12 protein-coding genes and 1 tRNA gene are annotated in these 12,300 nt (G+C 70.0%); 9 read left to right on the plus strand and 4 right to left on the minus strand.

Annotated elements, in window-relative coordinates; translation table 11 throughout:
• Positions 1 to 21: 21 nt before the first annotated feature.
• The 4 genes from Aco04nite_RS26430 to Aco04nite_RS26445 all read left to right on the plus strand — a co-directional run bounded on the left by Aco04nite_RS26430 (position 22) and on the right by Aco04nite_RS26445 (position 3,559).
• Positions 22 to 1,356: a DUF58 domain-containing protein gene (locus Aco04nite_RS26430; protein ID WP_213000019.1), complete on the plus strand. Its 1,335-nt coding sequence runs from the start codon at positions 22 to 24 to the stop codon at positions 1,354 to 1,356.
• Position 1,357: 1 nt separating this feature from the next.
• Entirely contained in the window at positions 1,358 to 1,921 is a 564-nt protein-coding gene (locus Aco04nite_RS26435; protein WP_212999961.1) for a hypothetical protein, read from the plus strand.
• A 126-nt stretch (positions 1,922 to 2,047) separates the two neighbouring features.
• Positions 2,048 to 3,397, plus strand: a complete 1,350-nt coding sequence (locus Aco04nite_RS26440) for an NAD(P)/FAD-dependent oxidoreductase (protein WP_212999962.1) — start codon at positions 2,048 to 2,050, stop codon at positions 3,395 to 3,397.
• Positions 3,398 to 3,475: 78 nt separating this feature from the next.
• Positions 3,476 to 3,559: transfer RNA gene (locus Aco04nite_RS26445), tRNA-Leu, on the plus strand.
• A gap of 27 nt (positions 3,560 to 3,586) precedes the next feature.
• Here the strand turns inward: Aco04nite_RS26445 and Aco04nite_RS26450 are convergent.
• A complete protein-coding gene (locus tag Aco04nite_RS26450; protein WP_212999963.1) occupies positions 3,587 to 4,858 on the minus strand; it encodes an ATP-binding protein in 1,272 nt (423 codons plus the stop codon).
• 128 nt (positions 4,859 to 4,986) lie between these two features.
• On the opposite strand from Aco04nite_RS26450, the gene Aco04nite_RS26455 reads away from it, so the two are divergent.
• The 4 genes from Aco04nite_RS26455 (at position 4,987) to Aco04nite_RS26470 (ending at position 7,918) form a co-directional block, all read left to right on the plus strand.
• Positions 4,987 to 5,970, plus strand: coding sequence for a small ribosomal subunit Rsm22 family protein (locus Aco04nite_RS26455; protein WP_212999964.1), 984 nt, complete (start codon positions 4,987 to 4,989; stop codon positions 5,968 to 5,970).
• A gap of 82 nt (positions 5,971 to 6,052) precedes the next feature.
• Complete coding sequence (locus Aco04nite_RS26460; protein ID WP_212999965.1) at positions 6,053 to 6,871, plus strand: Bax inhibitor-1/YccA family protein; 819 nt, start codon at positions 6,053 to 6,055, stop codon at positions 6,869 to 6,871.
• Positions 6,872 to 6,928: 57 nt separating this feature from the next.
• On the plus strand, positions 6,929 to 7,246 hold the full coding sequence (locus Aco04nite_RS26465; protein WP_212999966.1) for a hypothetical protein: 318 nt from the start codon (positions 6,929 to 6,931) through the stop codon (positions 7,244 to 7,246).
• A gap of 72 nt (positions 7,247 to 7,318) precedes the next feature.
• Positions 7,319 to 7,918 carry an HAD-IA family hydrolase gene (locus Aco04nite_RS26470; protein WP_212999967.1) on the plus strand — a complete coding sequence of 200 codons (600 nt, stop codon included), beginning with the start codon at positions 7,319 to 7,321 and terminating at the stop codon, positions 7,916 to 7,918.
• Positions 7,919 to 8,061: 143 nt separating this feature from the next.
• Here the strand turns inward: Aco04nite_RS26470 and Aco04nite_RS26475 are convergent, their stop codons facing one another.
• The 3 genes from Aco04nite_RS26475 to Aco04nite_RS26485 all read right to left on the minus strand — a co-directional run bounded on the left by Aco04nite_RS26475 (position 8,062) and on the right by Aco04nite_RS26485 (position 11,761).
• The gene (locus tag Aco04nite_RS26475) at positions 8,062 to 9,306 is read right to left on the minus strand and encodes an acetyl-CoA C-acetyltransferase (RefSeq protein ID WP_212999968.1); all 1,245 of its coding nucleotides are present in this window, start codon (positions 9,304 to 9,306) and stop codon (positions 8,062 to 8,064) included.
• Between the two features lie 104 nt (positions 9,307 to 9,410).
• The gene (locus Aco04nite_RS26480; RefSeq protein WP_212999969.1) at positions 9,411 to 10,217 is read right to left on the minus strand and encodes an SGNH/GDSL hydrolase family protein; all 807 of its coding nucleotides are present in this window, start codon (positions 10,215 to 10,217) and stop codon (positions 9,411 to 9,413) included.
• A 359-nt stretch (positions 10,218 to 10,576) separates the two neighbouring features.
• Positions 10,577 to 11,761: an SGNH/GDSL hydrolase family protein gene (locus Aco04nite_RS26485; protein WP_212999970.1), complete on the minus strand. Its 1,185-nt coding sequence runs from the start codon at positions 11,759 to 11,761 to the stop codon at positions 10,577 to 10,579.
• Positions 11,762 to 11,921: 160 nt separating this feature from the next.
• On the opposite strand from Aco04nite_RS26485, the gene Aco04nite_RS26490 reads away from it, so the two are divergent.
• Complete coding sequence (locus Aco04nite_RS26490) at positions 11,922 to 12,278, plus strand: YkvA family protein (protein ID WP_203836235.1); 357 nt, start codon at positions 11,922 to 11,924, stop codon at positions 12,276 to 12,278.
• The last annotated feature ends 22 nt before the right edge of the window (positions 12,279 to 12,300 follow it).

The following is a 12,300-nucleotide window of genomic DNA, read 5'->3' on the forward strand; positions in this document are numbered from 1 at the left end:
TCGCCGACGCTGCGGGCCGCCGTGCCGCCGACCGGGGCGCCCGGGTCCGAGGAGAGCTGGGCGCCACCGGTCTGGGTGCCCACCCGGGCCCTCGGGCGTACGGTCCTGCTCACCGGGCTGCTGCTGGTGCTCGGCGTCGCCCTCGGGCGGGTCGACCTCGTGCTGCTCGCCGCGCCGTTCGCGATCGGTGCGGCGGTCGGACTGCGCCGGATGCCACGCTCCGCGCCCGAGCTGACCATCTCGGCCGAGGAGGAGCACATCGTCGAGGGCGGCGAGGTCGAGGCCGGCCTCACGGTGGCGAATCCCGACGTGATCAATTACGACCTCGTGGTGGTGCGTACGCGTACCTCCCCGTGGCTCAAGCTCGAGGACGCCGACCGGCCGCACGCGATCACGGTCGCACCCGACGGCTGGACGGCGGTCGACCTGAGCGGCCGGGCGACGCGCTGGGGCCGGCAGTCCGTGGGTCCGGCGGCCGCCCGGGTCGCGGCGTGCGGCGGGTTGCTCGCCTGTCGTCCGGTCGTGATCCCGGCCAAGGGCGTGCGGGTCTACCCGGAGACCGAGCCGTTCGCCGCCACCGAGGCGATGCCCGCGGCGGCCGGCCTGGTCGGTAACCACCGTTCACGCCGGCCCGGCGAGGGCGGGGAGCTGGCCGGTGTGCGCCCGTTCGCGCCCGGGGACAGGTTGCGGCGCATCGACTGGCGGGTTTCTCTGCGTACGCGTGATCTGCATGTCGCCTCCACGCTCTCCGACCGCGACGCGGAGGTTCTCCTCCTGCTCGACGTGCTCGGCGAGGCGGGGGAATCCGGTGGGGTGAAGGGCAAGGCGTCGGTGCTCGACACGACCGTACGCGCGGCCGCCGCCATCGCGGAGCACTACCTGCAACGCGGCGACCGGGTCTCGCTGGCCGAGTACGGCGGGTCCGCCCGCCGCCTGCGTGGCGCGACCGGCCGCCGGCAGTACCTCACCGTTCTCGAGTGGCTGCTCGACGTGCGGGCCGAACGGGGCGACCGCGCCCCGGCCGAGCTTGTCTTCGCCGCCCACAACGTCTCCTCCGACGCGCTCGTGGTGGTGCTGACCCCGTTGGTCGACCCGCGGGCCGCCGACATGCTCGCCGGGCTGGTCCAGTCCGGCCGCTTCACCGTCGCCGTGGACACCCTGCCCGAGGGCGCCGCGCCGCCGCAGCGCGGCACGTGGACGCCGCTGGCCACCCGGCTCTGGCGCATGGAACGCGAGAACGTGCTCGGCAGGCTCCGCGAGCACGGCGTCCCCGTGGTCGAGTGGGCCGGCGCCGGCAGCCTCGACCTGGTGCTGCGTGACGTCTCGCGGCTCGCCTCCGCACCCCGGGGGCGTTGACATGGCCGGTGGGATCACGCAACGGGCGGGGCGGGCACGGACGGCGGTGGTGCGGGCGACGATCCTGCCGCTGCTCGTACGCGCAGCCATCGCCCTTGTCTTCTTCGGTGCACTGACGGTCGCCTGGCCGGTGTCGCTCGTGGTCAGCCGCTACCTCGCCATCCTCGCCGTGGTGGCGGTCTACCCGGCGTTCGCGCCGCGTGGCCGGGGCACCACGTTCGCCATCCTGGTCGTCGTGGGCGGCTGGATCGCGGACACCACCTACTACGACGCCCGCGTTGCGCTGTGGCGGGTGCTCGCGATCGCCACGCTGACGTACGTCGGGCACACCCTGGTGGCCCTCGCGGCGGTCCTTCCCTACGACGCCATGGTCAACGTGGACGTCCTCACGTCCTGGCTTCTCCGGGCCGCCCTGGTGGTCCTCGGATCGGCTGTCCTCACGGTGATCGTCCTGGGTCTGACCTCGGAGTTGGCCGGGGGAGCGTTCCTCGTCGCGACCCTCGTGGGGCTCGCCGCGGCGGTCGGCGCGACCATGGTCCTAGCCCGCATGTTGCGCCGTACGTAACCGTTTCTGTGCTTTGAGTAGTCGTCGACACGGATCTGAAATCCGAGCGTTACGCCGCGTGCCGTCACGGGTTGTCCTTGGTCACACAACGAGGCACGGGGCCGGTCGGGGCGCGACAATCAATACGTGAACCCGCAACGCATCGTGGTGGTAGGGGCAGGGCACGTCGGCCTGTACACGGCCCTCCGCCTGTCGAGGAAGCTCAACTCGCGCCGGGCTGAGGTCATTGTCATCGACCCCCAGCCCCACATGACGTATCAGCCGTTCCTTCCGGAGGCTGCTGCGGGCAACATCTCGCCCCGCCACTCGGTGGTCCCGCTGCGCCGCGAACTCAAGCGCTGCCGGATCGTCGCGGGCGAGGTCACCAAGGTCGAGCACGCCCGTAAGACGGTGACCGTGCAGCCGATCGAGGGCCCGGTCACGGAGATCGAGTACGACCACATCGTGGTCGCGCCCGGCTCCGTCTCCCGCACGCTCCCGATCCCCGGTCTGCGCGAGCACGGCATCGGCCTCAAGACCATCGGCGAGGCCATCTACCTGCGCAACCACATCCTCGACCGGCTCGACGTCGCCGCCGTCACCCCGGATCCCGAGATCCGCAAGGCGTCGCTGACGTTCCTCTTCGTCGGCGGTGGCTTCGCCGGTGCCGAGGCGCTGGGCGAGATGGAGGACGTCGTCCGCGACAGCCTCAAGTACTACCCCGAGCTCAACCAGGACGAGGTCCGCTTCATCCTGGTCGAGGCGGCCAACAAGATCCTCCCCGAGGTCGGCCCGCAGATGGGTGCCTACGCGGCACGGCAGCTGCGCAAGCGCAATATCGACATCCGCCTCGAGACCATCATGAAGTCCTGTGTCGACGGTGAGGTGCACCTCTCCGACGGCGAGGTCTTCCGCGCCGAGACCATCGTGTGGACGGCCGGCGTCAAGCCGTCCCCGATGCTCGAGCAGACCGACCTCCCGCTCGGCCCGCGCGGTCACGTCAACTGCCTGCCCACGCTGCAGGTCGTCGACGAGGACGGCAAGGTCCTCGACGGCGCCTGGTCCGCCGGCGACTGCGCCCAGGTCCCCGACCTGACCAACCCGGGCGGCTGGTGCTCCCCGAGCGCCCAGCACGCCGTGCGCCAGGCAGCGGTCCTCGCCGACAACATCCGCAAGGTCGTCTACGGCGGCACCCCCAAGGAGTACAAGCACAAGTACCTCGGCAGCGTCGCAAGCCTCGGCCTGCACAAGGGCGTCGCCAACGTCTACGGCATCAAGGTCAAGGGCTGGCCGGCCTGGATGATGCACCGCCTCTACCACGTGGGCCACATCCCGTCCTTCAACCGCAAGGTCCGCGTCGTCGCCGACTGGGCCCTGGCCTCGGTCCTCAAGCGCGAAACCGTCTCCCTGGGCCAGCTCCACCAGCCCCGCGAAGAGTTCACCGACGTCACGCCCCCGCTGACCGACGACAAGTCGGTTGTCTCCGCCACCCGCTGACATCGCGATGTAGCATTTGTGCCCGTCCGGCTTCTTGCCGGGCGGGCACCACCCGCTACGGTGGCTTACAGCACTCCGGCCCGGGTGGTGGAACGGCAGACACGGCCGCCTTAAAAGCGGCTGCCCCAAAAAGGCGTGCGGGTTCGAGACCCGCCCCGGGCACAGGCCCCTCCTCAGGTGGGCCCCTCCTCAGGTGGGCGTCCAGAGCCGGTCGACGGGCATGACGTGGATGCGATCCTCGTAGGTATACGAGCGCAGTCCGGTGCTCAAGGCCACTCCGGCGATGAATCTGTCACCAAGAGTGTCGCGTAACTTGCGGAGGCCTTTGAGGTCGTTGCCGCTGACGCGTTCGTTCGCCTTGACCTCAAAAGCGAGCACCCGGCCGTCGTCGAACTCGATGACGTAGTCGACCTCATCGCCGTCGTGGGTACGCCAGTGCCCGGTGGCGGCCCGCTCATCCAGCCATGAGACCTGCTTGCGGAGTTCACCGACGACGAAAGTCTCGAGTAGGTGGCCGAACTCCGACAGGGCCGTCGGATCGAGAGTGGCGAGCCTGGTGGGCGTGACCCGCATGAGCCGAGCGGCCACTCCGGAATCGACGACATGCACTTTCGGCGATGCCGCGGCTCGCACGCGCAGCGTCTTGCCCCAGGCCGGCAACCGGTCGATGAGGAAGAGGTCTTCGAGGAGGCGGACGTATTCCTCGATTGTTCTGCGTTCACCGGTCAGGCCCTGGGATGCGTTGGCCAGGTTCAGCACCTGCCCGGTGCGTCCCGCGAGGCGATCCAGCAGCTCGCGGAGCATCGCGCGTTGGCGGACCCGGACAAGCTCGATGGCATCCCGCTCCAGAGACTGGCGAATGTAGTCGTCGAACCACCGGTCCCTTGCCGTGCCGCTGCGGCGTAGTGCCAGAGGGAATCCTCCAGCGCAGAGCCGGTCCACATATTCCTTGCGAGTGGTTCCCGAGGTTGGCCGAGCCGCGACCATGGCCTCAGGGTCTGCTCGTAGCGTCGGCAGAAAGTTTTCGGTCTGACCGTTGATCTCACCCTGTGACAGCGGCCAGATGGTCATGGTGTGTAGCCGGCCGGTCAGCGCCTGGGCTGTCCGGGGCAGCGCGTCCTGCCGGGTCGACCCGGTGAGGACGGCTGTGCCGGCCAAGGTGCCTTCGCGATTGAGGCGGGCCTTCAGCGCGTCGAGGATCTGCGGGACGTGCTGATACTCGTCGATGCACAGTAGGCCCGGCGTCGCGACGGCGGTCTGCGGGTTGGCTGTCACGGCATCACGAGTGCCGAGATCGTCCAGATCCAGGACGGGCACCTGCCGGGCTTCGGCGATGGCGTTCAGCACCGTGGATTTGCCGACGGAGCGCGGGCCATGCAGGGCAATGACGGGCTCCACGTGCAGCAAGTCAACGAGCTGAGCGGAAACGCGTCGCATCGCGATCCCGGTGAGCGACTCCATCCCGCTTGCCTCCCACGCTTCAAGTACCAAAATTGGAGAACCCCAAACTACCAAAATTGGAGAACCCCAAGCTACTAAAATTGGAGCGGCCTCAACTACCGGATCTCGATAGCCTAGGATCGCGCAGCGTGAGCTTTGAGTTGCCTTCCGGCCTTCGTGCCGGGCTAGTGGCCGAGTCCGGGCGTGCTTCCGAGGACCGGATGTCGTCGTCCGTGGAGCGGCTGATCGAGGCCTATCGGTCGGGTAAGCCCGCGACCGCGCCGATTCTGGTTACCGGCACGGATGTGGCCGCGTATGCCGCGTACAGGATGCCTGCGACTTTTGCCGCTGTGCGGACGGCGCTGGAGCAGGTCGTCCGGGCGTACCCCACGTTTGAGCCGCGCACTCAGCTCGACGTCGGTGGCGGGACCGGTGCGGCCGCCTGGGCCGCGACCGATGCCTTTCCGGACCTGGCCGAAGTCACCGTGCTGGACCAGGTCAAAGAGGCCCTGGCGGTGGGTCGCCGGCTGCTTCCGCAGGCCGCCTGGCAGCAGTGGCAGGCCGAGACCGCGGGGGAGCTGCCCGCCGCGGACCTCGTCACCATCTCCTACGTGCTCGGCGAGCTCGGCGAGAAAGCGCGGGCCGAGCTGCTGGGCCGGGCTCTGCGGGCGGCTTCCGGTCTGCTGCTGGTGATCGAGCCGGGTACGCCCGCCGGGTACGCCCGCATCCTCGACGCCCGCCAGGCGATGCTCGACCACGGGCTGACCATCGTCGCGCCGTGCCCGCACCAGGGCGCGTGCCCGCTCACCGCCACGCCCGGCGACTGGTGCCATTTTTCGGCCCGGGTCAACCGCAGCGCCCTGCACCGCAGGTTGAAGAACGCCCAACTGGGACACGAGGACGAAAAGTTCTCCTTCGTCGCGGGCGCTGCCGCCCCGGTGCTCGAGCCGCCGGACGGGCGTGTTCTGCGCCACCCCCAGTTCCGCAAGGGCATGGTGACGATGCAGCTCTGCAATGCCGACGGCACTGTACGCCCGCAGGTCGTCTCGAAGAAGGCCGGCGATCTCTACCGCGTGGCGCGGGACGTCGAGTGGGGCGACGCCTGGTTTTCAGCCCCTTCACAGCTTCCGTAGCCTGAACCGCGTCGATAGTGCGCTTACCCTTGGTAAAAGCACGATCCACGGACGTGCCACAACATCAGGGAGGCTGTTCCAAGTGAAGACATCGAACCCGGTGCTCTCGCGCCTCGGCCAGGCGGCCGAGCGGGAACGCGGGGCCGGATACGGACCCTACGGGCCGCCCGCCCAGCCGGGTTACGGTCAGCCGTACGCATCGGCACCCGGCTATCCCGCCGCCCCGCCGTCCGTGCGACCCATGACCATCGACGACGTCGTGGTCAAGACCGTGACGCTGCTCGGCATCACCGGCGTCTCCGCCGTCGCGGCCTGGAACCTCATCCCCGACAGCCTCTCCGGCGTCGCCTGGATCGGTGCCGCGGTCGTCGGCCTGGTTCTCGGCTTCGTCATCTCGTTCATGCGCGTGGCCAACCCGGCGCTCGTCGTCGCGTATGCCGTGGTGGAAGGCGCCTTCGTCGGCCTGGTCAGCGAGGCCTTCAACAACTTCTACCAGGGCATCGTCCTGCAGGCGGTGATCGCCACCTTCGGCGTCTTCTTCCTGATGGCAGCGCTCTACCGCGCCCGGGTGATCCGCGCGACGCCCAAGTTCACCCGAGGGCTGATCGCGGTCATGGGCGGCCTCTTCGCCGTCATGCTGATCAACTTCGTGCTCTCCCTCTTCGGCGTTCACACCGGCCTGCGTGACAACGGCGCCCTGGGCATCATCTTCAGCCTGGTCTGCATCGTGGTCGCCTCGCTCAGCTTCATCCTGAACTTCGACGAGATCGAGCAGGCGGTCCGCATGGGCCTGCCCCAGCGCTATTCCTGGACGGCCGCGTTCGGCATCCTGGTCGGCCTGATCTGGCTCTACCTGGAGATCCTGCGCCTGCTCAGCTTCCTGCAGAGCGGCGACGACTGAGTCTGACGCCCCGGCCGCTACCCGGTCCGCTTCCTGCGGGCCGGGTAGGGTTCCGGCGTGAGTGCCGACGATTTCCAGGCCGCCGTCCAGCGACTCCTCACCCAGGTGGGCCACTGGGAGACCGGCCGCTGGGCGCACGCCGCCACCGCCACGCCCGGCACCCGTGGCGACCTCGTCCACACCCTCGTCCAGCGCCTGGCCGACCTCGGCGCCGACGCGGAACACCGCCCGCACCACCCGGTGCCCCGCGAGCACGACATGATCCTCCCCGACCAGCTCCGCGTGTTGTCCGACGATCTGCTCGCCGCGACCCCCTCGCCGGAATTGCTGACCGAGGCCACCACCGCGATCACATCGGTGCGCGCAGCCCTCTGAGCTTGACCTTCCCCCCAGGGCCCTCTTGAAGCTCTTGACCTTTCCCCAGGGGAAGGTCTCAGGGTCGTGATCATGACTGAACGAGCTCTGATCCTCGACATCGGTGGCGTCCTGGAGATCACCCCCGCGACCGGCTGGGGTGAACGCTGGGAGCACCGGCTCGGCCTTCCCGCCGGAGACCTGAACATCCGCTTCGCAGACCTGTGGCACGCGGGCAGCATCGGCACCGTCACCGAGGCGGACGTCTCCCGCCGGATCGGTGCGGAGCTCGGGATCGACCCCGGCCCGTTCATGGCGGACCTGTGGGAGCAGTACCTCGGCACCGGCAACGAGGAGCTCATCGCATATGTGCGGGGGCTGCGGGGGCGGTGCCGGCTGGGGATTCTCAGCAACAGCTTCGTGGGTGCGAGAGAGCGGGAGGACGCAGCGTACGGCTTCAGCTCGCTCGTCGAGGAAATTCTCTACTCGCACGAGATCGGCGTCGAGAAGCCCGACCCGGCTGCCTTCACCGCGGCATGCGAGCGGCTGGCGACGGCCCCGGCCGACTGCCTCTTCGTGGACGATCACGCACCCAACATCGAGGCCGCCCGCGCATCTGGCCTGCAGGCCGTTCTCTTCGAGGACAACGAGCTGACCATCGCCCGGATCAAGGAATTCCTCGCCGCCGCATAGAACGGCCCGCCACGTGACCGCCGGGCTTCGTTCGACGTGATCCCGCCGGGATTTGCGCGGCGGGATCCCGCCGGGCCTCGCGGCATTGTGAACCGCCGGGCCCGGCGCCCTCCTCGGCAGCCAGGCCCGGCGGAAGATTCCGGCTAGCTGAGGCGCTCGAGGACCATGGCCATGCCCTGGCCGCCGCCGACGCACATGGTCTCGAGACCGATGGACTTGTCGCGCCAGTCCAGGGCGTTGAGCAGGGTGCCGGTGATGCGGGCGCCGGTCATGCCGAAGGGGTGGCCCACGGCGATCGCGCCGCCGTTGACGTTCAGCTTGTCGATCGGGATGCCGAGCTCGCGGTAGGAGGGGATCACCTGGGCGGCGAACGCCTCGTTGATCTCCACCAGGTCGACGTCGTCGATGGTCATGCCGGCGCGGGCGAGCGCCTGGCGGGAGGCCTCCACCGGCCCGAGGCCCATGATCTCGGGCGAGAGCGCGGTGACGCCGGTCGAGACGATCCGGGCCAGCGGCGTGATCCCCAGCTCGCGAGCCTTGGTGTCACTCATGATCACCACTGCGGCGGCGCCGTCGTTGAGCGGGCAGCAGTTGCCCGCGGTGACCCGGCCGTCGGGGCGGAACACGGGCTTGAGACCGGAAACCGCCTCGATGGTCACGCCGGCCCGGGGACCGTCGTCGGCGGAGACCACAGTGCCGTCCGGCAGGGTCACCGGCGTGATCTCCCGCTGCCAGAAGCCGTCAGCGATCGCCTTCTCGGCGAGGTTCTGGCTGCGAACCCCGAACTCGTCCATGTCCTCGCGGCTGACATTCTTGATCTGCGCCAGGTTCTCCGCGGTCTGCCCCATCGCGACGTAGACGTCGGGCAGCGCCCCGTCCTGCCGCGGGTCGTGCCAGGTCCTGCCGCCCTGCGCATACTCGGCGGTGCGCGCGTTGGCTGCGGCGAACTCCGGGTTGCCCCAGCTGCCCCCGACCAGCTCCTGCGCGGCCGACGGCAGCCCGTCGGAGCTGCCCCGGGCAAACCGGGAAACGGTCTCGACCCCGGCCGAGACGAAGATGTCGCCCTCGCCGGCCTTGATCGCGTGGAACGCCATCCGGGTCGTCTGCAGCGAGGACGAGCAGTAACGCGTCACGGTCGCGCCGGGCAGCCCGTCGAGCCCGAGCTTCACCGCCACCACGCGGCCCATGTTGAAGCCCTGCTCCCCACCGGGAAGCCCGCACCCGAGATAGAGATCCTCGATCAGGGTCCGGTCGAGCTGCGGCACCTTGTTGAGCGCGGCATCGACAATCGTGGCTGCGAGATCATCGGGACGAAGCTCCCGCAGCGAGCCCTTGTGGGCACGCCCGATCGGGGAGCGGGCAGTGGCAACAATGACAGCTTCCGGCATGAGCCCACGTTAACGCGCCGGTAACTTAGCGGGGAAGCACCACTTCGTCACACCCAAATGTCGGATTTTTCGCTGACCCTCCACGCGCCGCCCGCACGGAGGGGTTACTCCTGGATGGAGCGGCGGCCGGCGGCCTGGGCCGCGTCGAAGACCGCCGGGTAGAGGGCGTGGGCCCAGACCCGGTAGCCGTCCGCTGAGGGGTGGAAGCCGTCATAGCAGAGGGTGCCCGCGTCGGCGCGGAAGACCGCTCCGGTTTCCTCGGCGAGGTCGACCACCGTGCCGCCGGCGCCCTCCACGGCGATGATCTGGGCCTTCGACATGCGGCGGCCGAGCCAGCCCGTCACCTGGCGCAGGGGCTGGGCCATCGAGCGGGATGCGCCCAGGTCGGGGCAGGTGCCGACGACCACCTGGACGCCCGCGTCGCGGAGGCGGCGGACGGCGATGCCGAGGTGGTCCGCGGAGTCTTCGGGGCTGCGCAGGCCCGTGGCGTCGTTGGCGCCGATCAGGACCACGGCGACGTCGGGGCGGTCGCCGAGGAGGGCGCGGGCGACCTGGGTTGCCAGGTCGCTGGAGCGGGAGCCGGCTACGCCGACGCTGGAGAGCAGGACGTGCCGGGGGCCGGTTTCCGGGGTTCCTTCGGCGAGGAGGCGGGCGAGCTGGCCGCCGACCGTTTCGGAGAGCCATTCCACGCCGACGCCGATCGCTGCCGAGTCGCCGAGCAGGACCAGGCGCAGGGTGGGGGCGCCGGAGGGACCCATCGAGGTACGCAGGGCAAGGCCCATGGTCGGCTTGGCGTAGCGGCGGCTCCGGGCGGCGATCACCTCGCCCACCAGCAGGGCGGCACCGCCCACCGCCGAGGCGAACAGGGTCGTGGCCGCGGTTCTGCCAACTCGTCCCGTCAGACCCGTCATGTCGCCTCCTGCCGTCGGTGCCGGCCTGGCCGACAACCACGCCGAATCCAAGGACCGGTCGCACGCCCCGGCCACGTTCCCGAAGACCGGTCCAACTCCCCGGCCGTGTCCAGCTGACCGGGCGAAAGGCCCCGGTCCGACCGGGCGAAAGGCCCCGGCCTGGCCGGGCAAAGGCCCCGGCAGTGTCCCGCTGGCCGGGGAAAATGCCCCGGCAGTGTCCCGCTGGCCGGGCAAAAGGCCCCGGCCGTGTCCCGCGGCCGGTCAGAGAGCTCCGGCCTGGCCGGTCAAAATACACCGGCGTTGTGCAAAATGGCCGGGTGATGGGTCCGGCCGTTGTCGGAGCCGAGAGACCGGGTGGGTCAATCGGTTGTCTGATGATCCTCCGGTGTCCAGCCTACGGCCCCGGAGGCGGACCGGCCCGACCCACGGGTAACACGAGTACCCCGGCGGCTGGCGAGATGTGCCCGGGTGTCGGGGGTTGGTTCCGATGATGCGGGGGCCGGGCCGGGTGTGGGGGATCCGGTCGATGAAGAGTCGGTGAAGGGTGTCCGGTGGCCGAACCAGAGGCGGGGTTCGCCGAACCAGGGGTGGCGGCGCAGCTGGGCCCAGCGCCCGGCCGGGCCGTGCTCGCGACCGTTGACCTGCACGGCGCTGACCTCGGTGCCGGCGGTGCGGACGGCTTCCTGGGCGGCTTCGGGCAGGGAACGGACGGTTTCGGTGCCGGGGGCCGGAGTGCGGTCGTCCTCACCGAGAACTGCCATCAGCGTGGGCATGATGACGGCTGCCGCACGGGCGTAGCCCTCGACGGAGGGGTGGAAGTGGTCGGAGCCGAACATGCGGACCGGGTCGGCGACGAAGGCGGGGGCGAGCAGGTCGACCAGGGAGACCGCCCAACCGCCGGCCTCGACCACGGCGACGGTCTGGTCGGCCGCGAGCTGACGGCTCCAGGAGCGGGCCAGCCAGCGCAGCGGAGGCTTGATCGGCTGGACGGCTCCCATGTCGGGGCACGTGCCGACGACGACCTTGCAGCCGGTGGCGCGCAGGCGGCGGACCGCGTCGCCCAGGTGGCGGACGGCGGCGGCGCGTGCCGACACGTGGGTGACGTCGTTGCCGCCGATGATGATGACCGCGACTTCGGGCTCGTATTCGAGGGCGGCGTCGACCTGGTGGGTGAGGGCCGCGGAGACGGCGCCGACCACGGCGAGCCGGTGCAGGCGGACCGGGCGGCGCAGGCGCCGGGAGACACCGGTGGCCAGCAGGGCGCCGGGGGTCTCGCGGGGGCGGTGCACGCCGTAGCCTGCCGCGGACGAGTCGCCGAGGATGACCATGCTCAGCGCCCTGCCGGGAAATTTCGGCCCGTAGAGTCCGTCGCCGCGGGGTGGGGGCGCTTCGGCCATGGGAATGATGCGTCGTGCGCCTGCCGCCTGTCGTAGCAGCACGCCCGCCGAGAGCAGGGTGATTCCGGCTGCGGCGCCGGTGACCCCGCCCGCGACCTGACCGGCGAGTCTGATCCTCCGCCGATCCTCCGCTGTCAAAGTGCGCATCTTCTGCAACTCTCACCCTCCCTCGCCGCTTGCGACCCGGCTCCAGGGGGTACCTGGAGTCTTCAAACGTAACGCGACAGTGCGACAGAAATATGACCCGCAGCCGAACGCGCGGATGTAGCGCGCGCCCGTCATGCTGGAAGCAGCGAAAGGGGACAACATGGCTAGAACGTTGCGTCGGACCGCTGCGTTCACCGCGCTCGCCAAGCAGTTGATGTCGGGCGCGAGGGGTGGTCCCTCGCTGAGCACCCGGCTGGCTGCGGTGCCGCGGATGATCAAGGCTACGGCCCGCCGGGAGTACGACGGCGGGATGCGGGTGGCGATGATGGCCGCTGCCACGGCGTACGTCATCTCGCCCCTGGATTTTGTGCCCGAGGCCTTCCTGTTCGTCGTCGGGCTCGCCGACGACGCCGTCATGATCACGTGGCTCGCGGGCAGTGTGCTCAGTGAGACCGAGCGCTTCCTGGAGTGGGAGAAGCATCGAGATGCGGTCCTACCCGGGACAGTGCGTCCCTGACCCGTAGGCTGACCTGACCATA

Source organism: Winogradskya consettensis, assembly GCF_018332715.1.
GTDB classification, from domain to species: domain Bacteria; phylum Actinomycetota; class Actinomycetes; order Mycobacteriales; family Micromonosporaceae; genus Actinoplanes; species Actinoplanes consettensis.

Bases quoted from the DNA above. Each gene is read 5' to 3' on its own strand.
- Aco04nite_RS26435 (WP_212999961.1), top strand. From the start codon at position 1,358: ATGGCCGGTGGGATCACGCAACGGGCGGGGCGGGCACGGACGGCGGTG.
- Aco04nite_RS26470 (WP_212999967.1), top strand. From the start codon at position 7,319: ATGACTGAACGAGCTCTGATCCTCGACATCGGTGGCGTCCTGGAGATC.
- Aco04nite_RS26480 (WP_212999969.1), bottom strand. From the start codon at position 10,217: ATGACGGGTCTGACGGGACGAGTTGGCAGAACCGCGGCCACGACCCTG.
- Aco04nite_RS26475 (WP_212999968.1), bottom strand. From the start codon at position 9,306: ATGCCGGAAGCTGTCATTGTTGCCACTGCCCGCTCCCCGATCGGGCGT.
- Aco04nite_RS26485 (WP_212999970.1), bottom strand. From the start codon at position 11,761: ATGCGCACTTTGACAGCGGAGGATCGGCGGAGGATCAGACTCGCCGGT.
- Aco04nite_RS26490 (WP_203836235.1), top strand. From the start codon at position 11,922: ATGGCTAGAACGTTGCGTCGGACCGCTGCGTTCACCGCGCTCGCCAAG.
- Aco04nite_RS26450 (WP_212999963.1), bottom strand. From the start codon at position 4,858: ATGGAGTCGCTCACCGGGATCGCGATGCGACGCGTTTCCGCTCAGCTC.